Origin of the sequence: Nocardiopsis alkaliphila YIM 80379, assembly GCF_000341005.1 — a bacterium.
Taxonomy (GTDB): domain Bacteria; phylum Actinomycetota; class Actinomycetes; order Streptosporangiales; family Streptosporangiaceae; genus Nocardiopsis; species Nocardiopsis alkaliphila.
In genome coordinates this window covers 1-17,684 of sequence record NZ_ANBD01000142.1, presented here as the reverse complement: position 1 = coordinate 17,684, position 17,684 = coordinate 1, and the positions used below count along the sequence as shown (strand labels likewise).

The window sequence follows — 17,684 nt, the reverse complement described above, 5'->3', positions numbered from 1 at the left end:
ATCGGCTACCACCAACGGTGGCGGTGTCGGCTACCACCAACGGTGGAAGTGGTGCACCGGGCCTTGGCCGCCGCCGGCGTCGATTTCGTCGGCGCGGCGCAGGGCCTCGGTCAGCCAGGTCTTGGCGTCGGCCACGGCGGTGGGCACGTCCGGGCGCTGGGGCAGCAGTGCGGCGATCGCCGAGGACAGGGTGCAGCCCGTGCCGTGGGTGTTGTGGGTCCGCACCCGAACGGCCCGCAATTCCACCGTCTTTGAAACCCCGTCCACCAACAGGTCGATGCTCTCCTCGCCCGCCAGGTGGCCACCCTTGAGCAGGACTCGACGCGGCCCCAGCTTCAACAGGCGTTCCGCTTGGGAGCGCATCGCCACCAGATCGGTGGCCTCCTGTTCACCGAGCAGGTCGGCGGCCTCGGGCAGGTTCGGGGTGAGCAGATCCGCCCGGGGCAGCAACTCGCGGTGCAGTGCCTCCATCGCCGAACGCTCCAGCAAGCGGTCGCCGCTCTTGGCGACCATCACCGGGTCCACCACCACGTTCTTCAGGCCGTGACGGTCGATCGCGGCCGCGACGGCCTCGGTCACCTCGGCGGTACCCAGCATCCCCACCTTGACCGCGTGCACGGTCGCGTCCTCGAACAGGGTGTCCATCTGGTGAGTGACGAACGAGGCGGGGACGCCGTGCACTCCGGTGACCCCACGCGTGGACTGGGCGGTCAACGCCGTCACCACGCTCATGCCGAAGACACCGTGGGCGGAGAACGACTTCAGGTCCGCCTGGATGCCGGCGCCTCCACTGGGGTCGCTGCCGGCGATGGACACGACGTTGTACGCGCTCATGGGCGTTCCTTCGCTAGTACGAACTAGGGCAGGTTCGACGGGTGTGCTCTCAGCCGGATGGGAACCGGCACCCCGCGCCGTCGGGGCCGGGACGCTGTGACGCGTCGACCGGCCCCGACTCGGTATGTGGTTGTACGTCCGACATTAACGGACCGGTGGAGGAAGTCGTTCCCCGGGCTTGGTCGACCACCACGGAACCAGTACCGCAACGATGGGTCGTCGCAGGACTAGACGGTGACCTCGTGGTGAGCACCCTGTTGTTCGCGCTGAAGCCGCTTGCGTTGTTCCCAGACGATGGAGCCGACGACGATGGCGAAGCCGAGCACCATCAGGGCGACCGTCAGCGGAACGTCGGTGGGGGTGAGGATCTCCCGGTTCTCGCCCTGCCAAGGCCACAGGGCGCGCAAGGAACCCGCCATCAGCCCGGTCAGGATCACAAGGGTGAGGTGATGGAAGTTCTCGAGGAGGTATTGGAGAGCCTTGACGAAGAGCGCCAGACCCGTGATCGCGCCGAGCGCGAAGGATCCCAGGTAGACGAAGTCGAGGTTTTCCACCGCGTCCTTGGTCGGAGTGTACAGACCGACGGCCACCAGGATGAAGGAACCGGAGACTCCCGGAAGGACCAGTGCGCAGATCGCGACCGAGGCGACGAAGAAGACCACCAGCGGGTGCGTGGGCAGGTCGGCGCCGGGAAGGCTGGTCAGGAAGAACGACAGGGCGGCGAAGACCAGGGCCAGGAGGTAGTGCCACGCCTTCCAGGACTTGCCCGCGCCGGTGTAGGGGATCCACAGGCAGGCGAGCACCAACCCGAAGAAGATCGCGTACGCGTACTGGGTGTACTCCTCGACCAGCGGAGCGATGAGCAACAGGGCCCCTACCAGGGCCACCGCCATACCGATCAGAGCGGGAAGCAGGACGGACCAGTCCACCTGGCGGAACCGTTCCATGGCACGGTCCTTGCCCCGGCCCCGGGGAACATCGGTCACGTAGCGCTTGATCCCGCTGACCACGTGGCCCGCGCCACCGATCAGCTTGTCGTAGAGGCCGACCATCAGCGCGACGGTGCCGCCGCTGATGCCGGGCAGCGCTTCGGAGGTGCCCACGGCCCCGCCGCGCACCGCGTTGAAGATGTAGGAGCCTACTGAGTTGGCCATATCGTCGGGCGCGTTCGCCGGAAGGGAGCTTCCGGACAAGGGGGCGCCGTCCTCCGTCCTGATGCCGCAGTCGGTCCCGTTACCACGGTAGACCGAGAGATCAAAGGGGTGGTGTCGGCACGGTCCATGGGGAAACCGTTGTCGGGTCCGAGCCCGGATCCCGCACCGAGGTTCGTCACTGCCGGCCACGTGAAGGGGAGGGGAAGGTGAATCCCGGGCCGGGCTCCGCCATTCTAGTGCCGCCCTGGACGGCAAGAGATATCCCAGAGGCGCCGAAACCCCGATTTCGGCAAGTGTACGGAGTATTCACTTAGTGGCCGAAACACGGATTCATGTGAAAGATGGGACCGGATCATCGCAACTGGGGGCTGCGTGTGTCCTCAGCGGCCACCGAAGCGGCCCAGCGGTAGTCCTGTTTGCCCGCCGCGGTGCGCCGCACCCGATCCACGAAATACACGGTACGGGGCACCTTGAACCCGGCCAGCCGCACCCGACAGTGCGCCTGGAGCGCTCGCTCGTTCGGATCGCTTCCCGGGGTCGGCGACACCAACGCCGTGACCCGTTGTCCGAGCGTCTCATCCGGGGCCGGCACCACGATCACGTCCTCCACCGAAGGGTGGGCCTTGAGAACGGCCTCCACCTCCTCGGGGTACACCTTCTCCCCGGCGGTGTTGATGACCACGCTGCCGCGCCCCAACAGCACGATCGAACCATCCGCGGCCCGGATCCCGTAGTCGCCCGAGAGCGCCCAGCGACGCCCTTGCGCGTCGGTGGGAAAGGTGCGCGCCGTGGCCAGGGAATCGTTGTAGTAACCCAACGGGATCCGCCCGGTCCGTGCGATCCGGCCCACCTGGGAAGATCCCGGTGCGAGCGGCCGCAAGGCATCGTCGAGCACCGAGATGCTTCCGCCCATGGTGAAGCTACGCCGATCAGGGGAATCAGCGACCGTGGCGACCTCATCGGGAGTGGTCGCCGAACCGCACACACCCGTCTCAGAGCCTCCATAGGAGTCGGCCAAGGCCACGTCCTGGCGCCAGGCCAGCCACAGCGCCCGTACCGAAGAGGTCAACGGGGTGCCGCCCGAACGCACCGAGGTCAACTCCGGACACAGACCCGGTTCGGTGAGCAGGTGTCGCGCCAGCGGACGCGCCATGGCGTCGCCCACCAGCTGCAACGTGTGCACACCCTCGCGGTGCGCCAGCTCCAGCACCCGATCGGGGCGAAAACTCCGGTCGGTGGACAGCACCACGCTCTTGCCGCACAGCAACATGCTGAGCGCGTTCCACTGTCCGGCGGCGTGCATGAGCGGACCCAGCACCAACATCCGCTCTGGAAAGCTTCGAGTGGCACGTTCGGCCACGTCCTGGGGGGTACGGGCTCGTGGCAGGCCCGGCGCGCGGCGCTCCACCGCCGCGCGGAAGACGTCGGCCTGCCGCCACAGCACACCCTTGGGGTAGCCGGTGGTGCCGCCGGTGTAGAGCAGGTAGTGGTCGTCACCGCTGGTAGGGGGTAGCTCCACGGGGGGAATCTCGCGCACCCCGCTCTGAGCGGCCAGCGCGGTCTCGTAGTCCACCCCCGCGGCCTCGCGCTCCGAACCGTCCTTCAGTAGCAGCACGTGCCGCAGCCGGGGTAGATCCGGGCGCACGGCCGTCACCGTGGCGGCCAGGGAATCCTCCGCGATCAACGCCACCGCGTGCGAGTCCGACAGCACGTGCCGTAGTTCGCCCGCCACGTATCGGTAGTTGACGTTGACCGCGACCGCGCCCGCGCGCAATACGCCGAGGAAGGACTCCACCCATTCGGCCCGGTTGAACGACAGGATCGCCACGTTCTCACCCGGGCGAACACCCGCCTCGACCAGGTGTCGGGCCAGGCGCGTGGACCTTGCGTGCAGGGCTCGGAAGGTGAGCCGTCGAGGGCCCGCGACGAGCGCGATCCGCTCCGGCACGGCCTCGGTCACCGCCGCCATCAGGTCGGTGAGGGAGAAAGGGGCGTCCGGGGACACGTGTGGCACGGCTGGTCCTCCCTGGCGTCGCGTGATGACCGTCCCCGGCGAACGTGCTCGTGGCGGCTGTGACTGTAGAGCGACCGTACCCGCCGGGGGCCGACGCGATCGCCGTGGGGGGTTGTGGACCGCGTCACCTGCGCAACCACGTCCTGTGACCTTTTCGTGATCGGGCTCGGAAGAGTCCCGCTCAGCGGGCCTGGGCGGCGGCATCGCACACGGGTTTCGGCCCTGGGGTCCAAGCGGTGATGTCCGCCACCCCTTGTGTGCTCACCGGATCATCTGCTCAACTCTTGGAGATCCTGCCGCGAGGGCGCTACAGGGCCCCACGGTGGGTATCTACTGTCTGACATCGGTCAATGGTGATCGGAGCGGCTAGATGACCACCCAGAATCTGGGACAGCAGGACTCTGTCGGAAACCCCGATGGACAAGGACTCTCCAGCGCGGACCACATCGAGCTCGCCCAGGCGAGGTCGGCGCACAACTACTCCCCTTCGCCCGTGGTGATCGCCCAAGGCCGTGGTGCCTGGGTGAGTGACGTGGAGGGAAAGCGGTACCTCGACTGTCTGGCCGGGTACTCGGCCATGAACTTCGGTCACCACAACCCCGAACTGCTGGCGGCGGCGCACGCCCAGCTCGACCGGGTGACGCTGACCAGTCGGGCCTTCTACAACGATCGGTTCGGGCCGTGGGTGAGCTCCCTGGCGGACATGGTCGGCAAGGAGAAGGTCCTGCCGATGAACACCGGCGCCGAAGCGGTGGAGACCGGCATCAAGGTGGCCCGCAAGTGGGGCTACGAGGTCAAGGGCGTCCCCGAGAACCAGGCCACCATCGTCGTGGCCGGAGCCAACTTCCACGGCCGCACCACCACCATCATCTCCTTCTCCTCCGACCCCGAGGCGCGCACCGGCTTCGGCCCCTACACCCCGGGCTTTCGCTCCGTCCCCTATGGAGACGCCAAGGCCATCGAGGAGGCCATCGACCACACCACCGTGGCCGTGCTCATCGAACCGGTACAGGGTGAGGCGGGCGTGATCGTGCCGCCCACCGACTACCTGCCACGGGTTCGTCAGATCTGTGACGCCCACCGGGTGTTGTTCATCGCCGACGAGGTGCAGTCCGGCCTGGGCCGTACCGGAACCATCCGGGCCTGCGAACACAGCGGAGTGGTTCCGGACGCCTACCTGTTCGGCAAGGCTTTGGGCGGTGGCATCCTGCCGGTGTCGGCGATGGTCGCCGACGAGGACGTGCTCGGGGTCATCCAGCCGGGTCAGCACGGCAGCACCTTCGGTGGCAACCCGTTGGCCGGCGCGGTGGGACACACCGTCGTGCGGATGCTGACCGAGGGCCCCTACCTGGAGAACGCCCGCAGACTCGGGGAGGTCCTCAAACGCAGGCTCAAGGAGTTCGTCGGTGACGGGGTGACGTCGGCCCGCAGCATCGGCCTGTGGGCGGGAGTGGACGTGGACCCAGCGCTCGCCTCCGGTAAGGAACTGTGTGAACGACTCGCCGAACACGGGGTCCTGGTCAAGGACACCCACGGTTCGACCATTCGGATGTCGCCACCACTGGTGATCAGTGAGGACGACCTCAACTGGGGGATGGACCGGTTCGGGGAGGTACTCGCCGAGCTCAGGGCCGAGAAGGCGTAGACGTACCCTTGAGGCCGCCGTCCTGACCGGGCGTCGGTCTCAAGAGTCCGTGTCGGCCGCCTCGGTGTCCTCTTCGCCACCGTCCTCCTCATTGGAGGCCTCGTCCTCCCGGCCACCGTGGACCGGGTCCAGGGGGCCGCCGAGCTCGCGGGTGAGTACCTCCGGAGAAACGCTCTCCAGGCGATCCCGGGACTGGTACAGGACCCGTTCGGGGCCTTCCTCGATCTGTAGACGCACACGTTCGGCGACCGATCGTTGGCCCGCGGCGGTGGGATGGAAGCTCGCCCGGTCCACGCGTATCCCCTCGCCCAGCTCGCCCAGGACGATGCCGTTCAGCCAGGCGTCGTCCGCACTGACCTCATGGCCGTTCAGCGCGCTGAAGACGTTCACGTACTCCACGCTGCCGACCTGTCGGGAACCGTAGATGTCCCCGTCCGCGCGGTAGGCGGTGTCTCGGATGCGTTCGTTGAACCGCTCGGCGACCGTGTTCAACCATCGTTGATCGCCGGCGGAGAGGGTGTAGTACATACCGGGCGGCTCCTCTGGGAAGAGTCGCGGGTAGCCCAGGACCAGGACGCGAGCGTCCGGAGCACGGTCGCGGATCTGGGAGAGCACCTCGGTGAGGGTCTCCTCGAACACGTCCATCCTCTCGTCGACCTCGTCCTCCTGGGCGGTGCAGGCGGTCCGCTCCAAGAGGGGCATGCGCACGATGCAGGTGCGCAGGACGGGGATGAACCCCAGGTCGTTGCCGCCGATGCCGAGGGTCACCAGTGAGGTGTGCTCGGTGACGCGTTCGATCTGGGACTCGGGGGTGCCGACCTGTTCGAGCATCTGCTCGCCCCGATGGCTGCTGCACGCGTAGAACGCCAGGGCGCCCTCGAAGTCGAACTCCTGCTCGATCAGGTGGGGGTAGGCGTTCTCCGAACGCCAGCACTCGCCGGGCTCGGCGGTTTCGGGATCGTAGTCGCCGGCGCCGTCGCCAGAGGAGTAGGAGTCGCCCAAAGCGACGTAGTTGCCCCACAACGCCGCCTCTTCGGGCTCCATCTCCACCCGCCAGTCGGTCTTCTCGTCCTCGGTGAGTGGGGGGAGCGGTTCACTGGGACAGACCCCGCCCGTGGCGTCGCACCACAGGCCGAGCAGCCCGTCGCGGGTAACGGGAACGGCCAAGGTGAGGACCAGCACCAGAATCAGGGTGAGGGTGGTGACCAGGGCGATCTTCGCGCGGCGCCGGGGATTCCTCCCACCTTCGAGGGGCGTCGCGCCGGCGGTCGGTTCCTCGGGGGTCTTGACGCCCTCGGGATGGGGGGTCTCCTCGGGCACGTCGGAACCACCGTCACGTGCTGACACGGCCGTTAGCCTCCCAGGTGTTCGGGCATGGGATCCGGCAGTCAGCCTACCTGGGATGTTTCGTGTGGATAACGTCCAAAAATCACCGAACACGGAGGTTGGAACGGTGAGAGGTCAGGCACGGGTGGGTCGACCCAGCGGCGGCCAAGCCCGCTGGGGCGACCCGGTCCATGTGGGCCGAAAAGGCGCGTCTACGACTCTGCCGTCCGCCCGACCGAGCGGTCACCGGTGAAGGACCACAAAGAATCGGTGGTGATTCCTGGCCGATTCATACGGAGCGCCGTGCCGGGAGGGTGCGCGGTCTTGGTGCCACCAAAGCCGGGCTCGGATTCTTTGTCGGCTTCCACGGCAGACGGTCCGTCGGTTCACCGATACGTTGCCACTGCCAGCGACCGAAGGGGATCTCTTGAATCTGCTCATCACCGGTATCACGACCCAGTCCTCCATCGCCTACGCGATCGCGGAGGAGGCCATGCGCCAAGGGCACGACGTCATCTTGACCAACCCGCCCGGCCGTGCCTTCTCCATCTGTGAGCGCATCGCCAAGCGGCTGCCCAAGGAACCCGTGGCGGTCCTACCGATGGACGTCACCGACCCCGAGCAGATCAGTGCCACCGTCGAAGCGGTCGGTGAGCACTGGGGCCACGTGGATGGTCTGCTGCACGCCATCGCCTACGCCCCCGAATCCGCCCTGGGCGGTAACTTCCTCAACACCGATTGGGAGGACGTGTCCAAGGCGATCCACGTCTCCGGCTACTCGTTGGCGGCCCTGACCGTGGGTATGCGCGATCTGCTCGCCAAGGCCCCCGAGGGCGCGGGTGTGGTGTCGCTGACCTTCGACGCCAGCGTCGCTTGGCCGGTCTATGACTGGATGGGTTCGGCCAAGGCCGTTCTGGAGAACTCGGCCCGCTACCTGGCCCGTGATCTGGGGCCCGACGGCATTCGGGTGAACACGATCTCCGCCGGTCCCATCAAGTCGCTGGCGGGAGGGTCCATCCCCGGCTTCTCGCAGATCGCCGATTCCTGGACGGACAACGCACCGCTGGGCTGGGACACCAAGGACACCACGGTGGTCGCCGGCCCCGCCCTGTTCCTGATGTCGCCGGCCGCCCGGGCCATCACCGGTACCGTCATGCACGTGGACGGCGGTTACCACGCGATGGGCGCTCCCCTGGCCCCGCCGCAGGAGTCCTGAGTTCCGGTGGCCAGGTGTCCACCGACTCGCCGGGAGACCACTCCTCCTTGGCGACCGCACCACTGAGGAGGACGCGGGAACGGTGGCGACGTTCTCGCGAGAACCCGGAACTTCGTTCGTTGGGGTGGGATCGCCCCCGACCCTTAGGGCCGAAGGTGCTCTGTGTCGGAACCCGGTGACGCCCGTTCTCCCGACCCCCTACGCGTGAGCGTCGATCCCCGGTTACCGGAGGACCAGGCCACGACCTGAGGCGTGTGTTCTACCGAGCACCGGAAGGCGGCGACCCGCCCCGAGCCGTGGGGACCGCCGGCCCGGCGTCGGTGCGGTCACCTCCTGTCCCTGTCCGGCAAAGGTGCGTCCTCGGCCCTTCAGGTCCGGGCCGGGGGTCCTTGCTCCGCCGCCGGCACCGCTCTGGGCCTGATCATCGGTGGTCGGGGACGGGTCAGGCCGGAAGGGGGACCGGAGAGGCCAGAGTGAACGCCCGTGAACCGGGGCCGTGCGCACTCAGGTGCGCGGCTCGTTCGGCCGCTTCCTCCAGAGTGATCCGCGCCCCCGAGGTGGACCACCACAGCGTTCGCTCCACGAGGGGGAAGGCTCCGGCCGCGTGACGGTAGGCGAGCAGGTCCCCATGGGTGCGTTCGACGAAGCCCCGCAGGTCGAGTGGCCCCTGCCACAGGTGCACCAGGTGGATGCGGTCCCCCTCATCGAGGAAATGGACCTCTGCCTGGTGGCCTATGTGGTCCTCGGCCTGTTCTCGGAGCGCACGCACCAGCGCCTTCAGATGCGTGGGCTCGCCTTGGATCACTCGGTACTCGGCCAGGACCGGAGCGGCGCCGCGCGCGCTTCCCAGGGCGCCCGAGCGACTGGGGCGAGCGGGCCGGGGGCGGTTGGCGGAGTGGTCGGGAGCCGAATGGGGACGAAGCAGGGTGCTCATGAACTCTCCTCCGAATGGACCTTGTGATCGGGGCCACTTTGGCTCTGGTGGTCCCGCTAACTTAATGCCATTATGGGAAGAGAAGGCCACGGTTGCGAGATCCAATGGAGCGGAAAATGGACCTTGTTCGGCAGACCGACGAACTCGTCGGTCTTCTGGGAGCTTGGACGGGTGGCTCCGGTGCCCTCTACAAGCGTCTGGCCGCCACTTTGAAGGGTCTGGTCGAACAGGGGACCCTGGCACCGGGAGAACGCCTGCCCTCCGAACGGGCGTTGGCCACCGCGCTTCGGATCAGCCGCACCACGGTGGTGGCCGCCTACGACCACCTGCGTGAGGAAGGGATCCTGGAAAGCCGTCAGGGAAGTGGTACCCGGGTCAACGGTGCCCTTCCTCCGGTGCGTTCGGACGGATGGCCCTCCGGTGGGAACGGCAACCCCATCTACGGCACGCTGCTGAGGACCGATGACTCCCTCATCTCGGCCTCTTCCCTGCGCACACCCGCGCTGAGCGGGGTCGAACACGCCGTCCGCGAAGTCGTGGCCCAAGACCTGTCGACGCTCATGACGGAGAGCACCTACCACCCGCGTGGTCTGCCCGCCCTGCGTGAGGCGATCTGTCGGTACTACGAACGCCAAGGGCTGCCCACCCAACCGGAACAGATCGTCGTCACCACCGGTGCCCACCAAGCGGTGTCCCTGGTCGCCCAGCTCTACCTGCGGCGAGGTTCGACGGTGGTGGCCGAGGACCCTGGCTTCGCCGGATGTTTGGACCTCATGCGCGATCGTGAGGCCGAGATCGTCCCCGTCCCCCTCGACGACCAAGGCATCGATCCGATCGGGGCGCGTCGTGCGGTCGCCGAACACCACCCGCACCTGATCTACGTGATGCCCTCGTACCACAACCCCACCGGGGTGATGATGTCCGCGGCCCGCCGTCGTGAGCTGGGGGAGCTGTCCGCGCGCTTTGGAGTGCCCATCCTGGAGGACAGCGCCTACACGGGGATTCGGGCCGAGGACGAACCCGCGCCGCTGGCCGCCTTCGCCCCGCGCGGCGCGGAGGTCATCACGGTGGACTCACTGTCCAAGGTGGCCTGGGCCGGACTGCGAGTGGGGTGGCTTCGGGCCCCGGCGGAGATGGCGCTGCGGCTGAGCCGGCGCAAGGTCTTGGCCGACCTGGCGAGTCCACTGCTGGACCAGGCGGTCGGGGTGCGCTTGATGGACGATTACGAAGAATTGGCCAGGGAACGCTCGGAGGTATTGCGCCAGGCCATGAGTCACATGGAGGAGATGCTTCGGCGGGAGCTGCCCGACTGGGAGTGGCGCACCCCCGATGGCGGGGCGGCGCTTTGGGTGCGTCTACCGGGCGCCACCGCCCGCGCCTTCGCGCAGGTCGCGCTCTCACACGAGGTCGAACTGCTGCCGGGCCCGGTCATGTCGGCCTCGGGTGGGGAGAGCCACGAGGAGTACTTTCGGCTTCCGGTGTCCTTCGACCACGCCACCCGGAAGGAGATGGTGTGGCGGTTGGCCCGAGCCTGGCGTGAACTGGACCGTCATGGTCCGGTCGTGGGCCACCCGGACACGCTGGTGGTCTGAGGAAGGGGGGAGGGCGGCACCGGTCGGCGCCGCCCTCCACCGTTGGAACGTCCTCGGGAATCCGAGCCGATGCCGTGGTGGCGGCGAGCCCGGAATGATCCAAAAAACAGGACCTAGCCCAGCTTGACCTTGCGGGCCTCGGCGAAACGCTCCTGGACGTCGGCCCAGTTCACCACGTTCCAGAACGCCTTGACGTAGTCCGCCTTGACGTTCTTGTACTGCAGGTAGAAGGCGTGCTCCCACATGTCCAGCATGAGCAGCGGCTGCGTGCCGATGGCGATGTTGGCCTGCTGGTCGTACAGCTGCTCGATGACCAGACGCTGACCCAGGGCGTCCCAGGCCAGAATGCCCCAGCCGGAGCCCTGGATGCCAAGGGCCGCGGCGTTGAAGTGCCCGCGGAAGGCGTCGAAGGAACCGAACTGGTCGTCGATGGCGGCACCGAGCTCGCCCTCGGGCTTGTCGCCACCATCGGGGGACAGGTTCTTCCAGAACACGGAGTGGTTGACGTGGCCGCCCAGGTTGAACGCGAGGTTCTTCTGGAGCAGGTTGACGGTTCCGAAGTCGCCGGACTCGCGGGCCTCCGCCATCTTCTCGAGGGCGGTGTTGGCGCCCCCGACGTAGTTGGCGTGGTGCTTGCTGTGGTGCAGCTCCATGATCTGACCGGAGATCCACGGCTCAAGGGCCGCGTAGTCGTAGGACAACTCAGGAAGCGAGTATGGCGCAGACATCTCTGACGCACCTTTCCAATGACGCGATTCGTCGTGTTCACCAGCGATGGGATCGCCAACGAGCAAGCTATCAGCCGAAGACGTGGATCCTGGCTGTCAGGCCGCGGACACCGGTGGGCGGGAATAAAACCGGGCCCGTCCGCCGACACGGCACGGCTTGAAGGGCCGGGGAGCCGTGTCTAGAGCGATCCCACGCTCCCCTCCACCCTGCCCGCCTCGGGGGCCCCACGAACCCCACGGAACCTACGAAACATCTCACCGTCGTCGGTTCGTCTCCGGGGGACCCTGCGACGCCGCCCTTCCGTTAGAAGGAATCCTTCGCCCGTTCGATTGGGAAATCGCCCCTTATTCGCTTTCTGGAAGCCTCGTTCTCGTTTCGTTACCCTCGCCAGTGCGCCTTCATCTCGCGGCATGATCCTGCGTCACGGGGAGAAGTTGTTCCCCCGTTCCTTCGGTATTCACCGGGGCGGCGTCGAGGGAGGAGAGAATACAGCGCCTGATCCGAACGGCGTGCCCGTGAAGTCTCATTCGGTGAAAGACACGCCCTATTCTTCCGAGATCCTCTTGCGCACATGAGTGACACCACTGTCGGGGCCGTGGGTCCCGCGGCCCCTTCCGAGCCCTCGGCCCCCGTTCGTGAACGGGCCGGCCGGGCCGGAGGCGGCCACCGTCCCGAGATCGAAGGGCTGCGCGCCGTCGCCGTCCTCCTGGTCGCCGTCTACCACATCTGGTTCGGCCGGGTCTCCGGCGGCGTGGACGTCTTCCTGTTGCTCACCGGATTCCTCGTCACCGGTTCCCTGCTCCGTTCCGCCGAACGTGAGGGTCGTATCCGGTTCGGGGTGTTCTGGGCACGGCTGGCGCGACGGCTGGTGCCCTCGGTCGCGGTGGTCCTGATCGCGACCATGGGCGCCACGTACCTGTGGCTGCCCCGATCACGCTGGGAGGAGACCCTCGACGAGGTGCGTGCGGCCGCCCTCTACCACGAGAACTGGATGCTGGCCCACAACGCCGTCGACTACCTGGCCAGGGAGGCCGCGTCCAGCCCGGTGCAGCACTTTTGGTCGCTGTCCATCCAGGGGCAGTTCTATCTGTTGTGGCCGCTCCTGATCACCCTCGCCCTGTTCGTGGCCGCGCGCACCCGGTTGTCGCCGCGACGGACGGTCCTGATCCTGGTCGGCGTGGTGTTCGCCCTCTCCCTGGCCTACTCGGTGTCCATCACCGCCCGGGACCAGTCCTGGGCCTACTTCGACACGGGCGCCCGACTGTGGGAGCTCGCCCTGGGCGCGATCCTCGCCTTGGTCATCACGAAGGTACGAATCCCCGCACGCACGCGGGTGTTCCTGGGGTGGTTCGGGTTGGCGGCCCTGGTTTCTTGTGGGGTGCTCGTCCAGGTCTCCAGTCTCTTCCCCGGGTACATCGCCCTGTGGCCCACCGGGGCGGCCCTCCTGGTCGTCCTGGCCGGTACCACCGGTAGCCCGCGCGGCGCGGACCGACTGCTCACCTGGCCGCCGTTGATGGCGATGGGGCGGTTCTCCTACGGGCTCTACCTGTGGCATTGGCCGATCCTGGTCTGCTACCTGGAGGTCACCGGACGTCACCTGGCCTCGCCGTTGGGTGGGCTCCTGGTCCTGGGTGTGTCCCTGGTTTTGGCCTGGGTCACCCATCGTGTGGTCGAGGGCGGGCTGGACCGGTTCACCCGCCCGGCCCACCGGCGCATACCCGCCTGGTCGGCCATGATCGCCGTCGTCTTCCTGGTCCCGGCCCTGGTCCTGTCCTTGGCGTGGTCCAAGAACCTGGGTACGCAGCGCGAGCAACGCGCCCAGGAGGTCATCGTCGCCGAAAGCCATCCGGGGGCCCGAGTGGTCTCCGATCCGGACCTGGCTAAGGTGTTGCCCCAGGCCCCGGTGCGTCCGGACCCGGCCGACGCCCAACAGGATCTCTCCTTTCACCATGAGCAGGGTTGTCACGTGGGTCTGGAGGCCGAGGAGGTGGTCGTGTGCGATCGCGGTCCCGCCGACGCGGAGCGCACGCTGGCGCTGGTGGGGGCATCGCGCACCGCTCACTGGTATCCGGCGGTGGAGGAGGTCGCCACCGCACACGGGTGGCGCCTGGTGTCCTTCACCAAGAGCGGTTGCCCGTTCGCCCTGGCCCCCGTCACCCAGGACGGGCGCGGGTTCACCGAGTGCCAGACGTGGAAGGCCGGTGCGCTGGCCGAACTGGAGGATTTGAACCCCGACGCGGTACTGCTCTCCTCGACCCGGGCCACCGTCGACCAGGAGACGGTCCCGCAGGGTTACGTCGACCTGTGGTGGCACCTGAACGACTTGGGCATCGACGTGATCGGTCTGCGTGATCTGCCCCGGCTGCCCTATCGTGGAGCGGAGTGCCTAAAGACCGGTGGCGTCCAGGGGTGTACCAGCCCGGCCTCACGCAGTCTGGATGAGGTCGATCCCGCCACCCTGGTGGACCTGCCGCCCAACGTGAGACCGCTGGACCTGACCGAACACGTGTGCCCGGACGGTGCTTGTGACGCGGTGGTCGGCAACGTGTTGGTGTACTGGGACCACTCGCACATCACCGCCACCTACGCCCGGAGCCTCACCCCGGTGGTGGAGGAGGCCCTGTTGGGCGTCACGGGGTGGTGATCGGGGTGTGGAAGAGAACGCCGTCCGGTGTGGTCGAACGTTGGAATCGTGTTCTTCCGAAACCTCTGGGAAAGCCTCGGCCACTGCTTCGTGATGTCTTTATGATGACCCGGTGAACGCTGAGGGAATTGCCGACCGGATGGCTTTCGAAACCCCACATGATGCCCCGGAGTGAACTTTCAAGGCGTTAATGTCGAAACCGCACGGGCCCGTTCTCAACGGTGCTTCGCAGCGATTTTCTCCCCGCCCGGCGGGATGATCCGTGCTTTTGTCGATTCACCCTTTTCGCGGAGGTAACCCCCATGGACTCCCTCAGGCGCAGGATCCGCCGTTTGTCGCCCCTGGCCGGACTGTTCGGTCCGATGGCGCTCGTCACCCCGGCGGCTCTGGGCGGCGTCGGTCTGATCACCTGGGGTGAGGTGGTTTTGGGCACCGCGATCCTACTCCTGGGAACCCTGACGTGCCTGCTCGGCGTCGGCCTGTGGTCACTGCGACGCACGGTGTCGGAGTTGTCGACCTCGGTACGCACCCAGACCCGTAAGGTCACCGAACTCCTGGGGCAGGACCGTCTGGAACTGACCCGCTCGCTGGAGGGGGTCCGTGTCGAGGTCGGGGAGCTGAGGGAAAGGACCCTGCCCCGAGCGGTCACCGCCATCACCCGGGCCGGAGCCCGCCAGGGGCGCCAGGACTACGAGCAGTACGTGGCCTGGACGGAGCTGCGCGAGTACCTCGATGTCGCCGCGTTCATGCCCCCGCTGCGGGGCTGGGCGGCCTCCCCGGACGTGCTCCGTCTCCTGGTGCGCCTCATCGAGCGGGACCGACCGGAGCTGGTGGTGGAATGCGGTAGTGGCGCTTCCAGCGTGTGGATCGGTTACGCCCTGCGCAAGGTGGGAACCGGGCGGCTGGTCGCGCTCGAACACGACGCCCGCTACGCCGAACTCGGCCGGGCGCTGGTGGCCGACCACGCTCTGGAGGACGTCGTCGAGGTGCGGCACGCCCCGCTCACCCGCGTGCCCGACGACCACGCCGACGGTGTGTCCGCGGGTGTGCCCTGGTACGACACCGAGGCCCTGAGCGACCTCAAGGGGATCGGGTTGGTGTTCGTCGACGGTCCACCACGGGCCACCGGACCCGAGGCGCGTTACCCGGCCGTGCCGGCCCTCCTGCCCGGCTGTACCGACCGGGTCGTCTTCGTCTTGGACGACGCCGACCGCCCCGACGAACGTTCACTGGGGGAGCGCTGGCTCGCCGGCCACCCCGAATTGGCGCGCACCGAGGAGCCCACGGAGAAGGGAGCCCACGTCTTCACGCGCACCCTCGCCCCCGCCGGCACCCTCGGCGAACCCTCCTCGACCCTCACCCCCGACCCGCAGCCGAAGCGAGAAGGCCGCCGATGATCACCACCGTTCTCCGGCGGGCCCTGCGTGCCCGTGGCGACGAACCGGCCGTGCTGTGCCACAGCGGGGCCGACACCCTCCGCGAGCTCTCCGGCCTGCCTCGGCGATCCGGGGACCTGCTCGTGGATCTGGGCTCCCACCCCTTGGGCGAACCCTTGCGGGTGGGTGGGAACGAAAAGGAGGAGGAGCCCGTCGCCGGCGTGGTGGCGCTGGTCGCCGCCACCCCCACCGACCTGAACCGGGCGCTCACCGCGGCCTTCCACCTGCCCCGGGCCGTGCAGGTGATCGTGGCGCTGATGGACACCCCCGGTCACCAGGACCCACCGATTCCGACCGGACCCGGTATGGGCCAGTGGCGTGACCTTCAGGAACTGCGCGTGCTTCGGATGGGCGAACGTGGCTGGGTGTGCGAACTCTTCTTCCCCAACCCCGTGGAGTCCGCCCCCGTCCTGGACGCGGTGCTGCATGGCACCCGGGGTCGCCGTCGGGGTCCGGCCATCGTGCCGCTCGCGGCCCTCAGCGGCTCGCAGGCCTCGCTCTGGCGGCCCGGCGACACCGGAACGCACGGCGTCGAGGTGACCGGCCCGGTGCCGCTTCGCAGGGTCACCCCGGTAGCCGACCTGGCCCTGCGAGTGCACTCGGGCACCACCGCCCCCGAATGGCATGAGGAGACCGTGCCGGTCCTGGACCGCGACACCACCGAGGCCGACTCCTGGGAGACGCTGGCCGGGAACCCCGGGCGAGCCCGGCTCACCCGAACGATCACCCGGTCCGGCACCGCGCCATCGGTCGCCCCCATCGACGAGACCATGGTCAACCCCACCGGGTTCGGCAAGGCCGAGAACGGGCCGCTGGGCCAGCTGACCGTGCACGGGGATCGCGCGGTCGTCCGCGCGGGGAACAAGGATCTGGTCGTGGTGGCGGCCGACGGCACCATCACCGACGTCGACCTGGCCCGACTGCGGCACCTGCGCGGGGTGCGGATCGATTGGTCCGGGCACACCGGCCCCTCGGCGGCGGTGCGCGCGGTGGCCTCCTTGGCCGCCGGGGGCGTCCCGCTGATCGCCGACCCCGTTCCCGCGTGGGCGTTCGGACTCGGCGCACCCCTCATTGAACTCCTGGGCGAGGCCACCGATTCCGACCTCACCGATCGACTGGCCCGTGAGGAGCACAGTGTTCGGTTGCGGCGCGCCGGTCTGTACGGCCACGGTCTGCGGTCGCGGTGGAGGGCCCTGGGTACGGAGGCGGGGGTCCCCTTGCCACCGGCGCCTCAGGTATCGGTCATCCTGTGCACCCGCCGCCCGGACATGGTGGGGTTCGCACTCGCCCAGATCGCCCGACAGCGTGCCGTCGACCTGGAGACCGTCCTGACCCTGCACGGGTTCACCGCCGATCGGCCCGGGGTGGCGGCGGCGATCGACGCCTATCGGGCCACTGGACTACCGATCACCGTGCACGAGGCCCCCGCCGACCAGGTCTTCGGGTCGGTGCTCAACGACTCGGTCGCCCGCGCTTGCGGAAGCGTCATCGCCAAGTGGGACGACGACGACTGGTACGGGCCCGAACACCTGGCCGACCTGATTTTGGCCCGCACCTATTCGGGGGCCGAGTTGGTCGGTACCGGTCAGGACTTCGTCCACCTCCAAGAGGTCGATCTGACGGTGTGGCGCAGCCGCGAATCCGAGACCGCCACCCGGTTCATCGCCGGGGGCACCATGCTCACCGACCGTGTGGTGCTGGAGGAGACCGGTGGGTTCCGCCCTCTGCCACGCGCCATTGACACCCAACTCCTCATCGCCGTGTCCCGGGGCGGCGGACGCATTCACCGCACCCACGGCCTGGGATACGTCCTGCGCCGCACGGGCGGCGGACACACCTGGTCCGAGGACATGGCCTATTTCCTGCACAACTACGCACGACAGTGGTCCGGCCGGCGGTTCAGCGCCATTCTCGAAGGTGAGCCCACGCCCTTGGGGCGCCCTGAAGAGGAACCGATGCCCGTGGCCGCGACGTACCCGAGGGAACAACCTTGACCAGTATCGAAGAGCACACCACCCCTCCTCACCCCGAGGCGAGGGCCGCCGCGGCGACCTCGCAGGTCGCGCCCTTGCCCCACGGGGTGGTGGACCTGTCCACCCAGCCGCGCGTCCACCGTAATGACTACGCCGTGTTGTCGGTTCCGGCTTTGGGGGAGTGGAC

General features: G+C 68.1%; 12 protein-coding genes and 1 riboswitch. Of the genes, 6 read left to right on the top strand and 6 right to left on the bottom strand.

Annotated elements, in window-relative coordinates:
• Window positions 1-30 precede the first annotated feature (30 nt).
• The 3 genes from thiD to D472_RS0119890 all read right to left on the bottom strand — a co-directional run bounded on the left by thiD (window position 31) and on the right by D472_RS0119890 (window position 4,002).
• Window positions 31-834 (bottom strand): bifunctional hydroxymethylpyrimidine kinase/phosphomethylpyrimidine kinase, encoded by an 804-nt coding sequence (thiD, locus tag D472_RS0119900; protein WP_017606217.1) that lies wholly within the window; start codon window positions 832-834, stop codon window positions 31-33.
• Window positions 823-919: riboswitch (TPP riboswitch) on the bottom strand. Its footprint overlaps the gene before it by 12 nt.
• 142 nt (window positions 920-1,061) lie before the next feature.
• Window positions 1,062-1,988 carry a DUF368 domain-containing protein gene (locus D472_RS0119895; protein WP_026117890.1) on the bottom strand — a complete coding sequence of 309 codons (927 nt, stop codon included), beginning with the start codon at window positions 1,986-1,988 and terminating at the stop codon, window positions 1,062-1,064.
• A gap of 352 nt (window positions 1,989-2,340) precedes the next feature.
• Window positions 2,341-4,002, bottom strand: coding sequence for an acyl-CoA synthetase (locus D472_RS0119890; protein ID WP_017606215.1), 1,662 nt, complete (start codon window positions 4,000-4,002; stop codon window positions 2,341-2,343).
• Window positions 4,003-4,372: 370 nt separating this feature from the next.
• Here D472_RS0119890 and rocD point away from each other — a divergent pair, with 370 nt between their 5' ends.
• The gene (gene rocD / locus D472_RS0119885) at window positions 4,373-5,647 is read left to right on the top strand and encodes an ornithine--oxo-acid transaminase (RefSeq protein ID WP_017606214.1); all 1,275 of its coding nucleotides are present in this window, start codon (window positions 4,373-4,375) and stop codon (window positions 5,645-5,647) included.
• Window positions 5,648-5,686: 39 nt separating this feature from the next.
• On the opposite strand, the gene D472_RS0119880 is transcribed toward rocD, so the two are convergent.
• On the bottom strand, window positions 5,687-6,994 hold the full coding sequence (locus D472_RS0119880) for an SGNH/GDSL hydrolase family protein (RefSeq protein ID WP_017606213.1): 1,308 nt from the start codon (window positions 6,992-6,994) through the stop codon (window positions 5,687-5,689).
• Window positions 6,995-7,400: 406 nt separating this feature from the next.
• Between D472_RS0119880 and fabI the strand changes: the two genes are divergently transcribed.
• Window positions 7,401-8,189 carry an enoyl-ACP reductase FabI gene (fabI, locus tag D472_RS0119875; RefSeq protein WP_017606212.1) on the top strand — a complete coding sequence of 263 codons (789 nt, stop codon included), beginning with the start codon at window positions 7,401-7,403 and terminating at the stop codon, window positions 8,187-8,189.
• Window positions 8,190-8,631: 442 nt separating this feature from the next.
• On the opposite strand, the gene D472_RS0119870 is transcribed toward fabI, so the two are convergent.
• Complete coding sequence (locus tag D472_RS0119870) at window positions 8,632-9,123, bottom strand: DUF3291 domain-containing protein (RefSeq protein ID WP_017606211.1); 492 nt, start codon at window positions 9,121-9,123, stop codon at window positions 8,632-8,634.
• 116 nt (window positions 9,124-9,239) lie between these two features.
• On the opposite strand from D472_RS0119870, the gene D472_RS0119865 reads away from it, so the two are divergent.
• Window positions 9,240-10,715, top strand: coding sequence for an aminotransferase-like domain-containing protein (locus tag D472_RS0119865; RefSeq protein ID WP_017606210.1), 1,476 nt, complete (start codon window positions 9,240-9,242; stop codon window positions 10,713-10,715).
• A 113-nt stretch (window positions 10,716-10,828) separates the two neighbouring features.
• Here the strand turns inward: D472_RS0119865 and D472_RS0119860 are convergent, their stop codons facing one another.
• Window positions 10,829-11,443, bottom strand: coding sequence for a superoxide dismutase (locus D472_RS0119860; protein ID WP_026117889.1), 615 nt, complete (start codon window positions 11,441-11,443; stop codon window positions 10,829-10,831).
• 572 nt (window positions 11,444-12,015) lie between these two features.
• Here D472_RS0119860 and D472_RS0119855 point away from each other — a divergent pair.
• The 3 genes from D472_RS0119855 (at window position 12,016) to D472_RS0119845 (ending at window position 17,518) form a co-directional block, all read left to right on the top strand.
• Window positions 12,016-14,088, top strand: coding sequence for an acyltransferase family protein (locus D472_RS0119855; RefSeq protein WP_017606208.1), 2,073 nt, complete (start codon window positions 12,016-12,018; stop codon window positions 14,086-14,088).
• A gap of 302 nt (window positions 14,089-14,390) precedes the next feature.
• A complete protein-coding gene (locus D472_RS0119850) occupies window positions 14,391-15,485 on the top strand; it encodes a class I SAM-dependent methyltransferase (RefSeq protein ID WP_017606207.1) in 1,095 nt (364 codons plus the stop codon).
• Window positions 15,482-17,518, top strand: a complete 2,037-nt coding sequence (locus D472_RS0119845) for a glycosyltransferase (protein ID WP_033304296.1) — start codon at window positions 15,482-15,484, stop codon at window positions 17,516-17,518. Before D472_RS0119850 ends, D472_RS0119845 begins: the two co-directional genes overlap by 4 nt.
• The last annotated feature ends 166 nt before the right edge of the window (window positions 17,519-17,684 follow it).

What these genes read in the sequence shown, in the direction of transcription:
- thiD (WP_017606217.1), bottom strand. Translation starts at nt 834, where the DNA reads ATGAGCGCGTACAACGTCGTGTCCATCGCCGGCAGCGACCCCAGTGGA.
- D472_RS0119895 (WP_026117890.1), bottom strand. Translation starts at nt 1,988, where the DNA reads ATGGCCAACTCAGTAGGCTCCTACATCTTCAACGCGGTGCGCGGCGGG.
- rocD (WP_017606214.1), top strand. Translation starts at nt 4,373, where the DNA reads ATGACCACCCAGAATCTGGGACAGCAGGACTCTGTCGGAAACCCCGAT.
- D472_RS0119870 (WP_017606211.1), bottom strand. Translation starts at nt 9,123, where the DNA reads ATGAGCACCCTGCTTCGTCCCCATTCGGCTCCCGACCACTCCGCCAAC.
- D472_RS0119865 (WP_017606210.1), top strand. Translation starts at nt 9,240, where the DNA reads ATGGACCTTGTTCGGCAGACCGACGAACTCGTCGGTCTTCTGGGAGCT.
- D472_RS0119860 (WP_026117889.1), bottom strand. Translation starts at nt 11,443, where the DNA reads ATGTCTGCGCCATACTCGCTTCCTGAGTTGTCCTACGACTACGCGGCC.
- D472_RS0119855 (WP_017606208.1), top strand. Translation starts at nt 12,016, where the DNA reads ATGAGTGACACCACTGTCGGGGCCGTGGGTCCCGCGGCCCCTTCCGAG.
- D472_RS0119850 (WP_017606207.1), top strand. Translation starts at nt 14,391, where the DNA reads ATGGACTCCCTCAGGCGCAGGATCCGCCGTTTGTCGCCCCTGGCCGGA.
- D472_RS0119845 (WP_033304296.1), top strand. Translation starts at nt 15,482, where the DNA reads ATGATCACCACCGTTCTCCGGCGGGCCCTGCGTGCCCGTGGCGACGAA.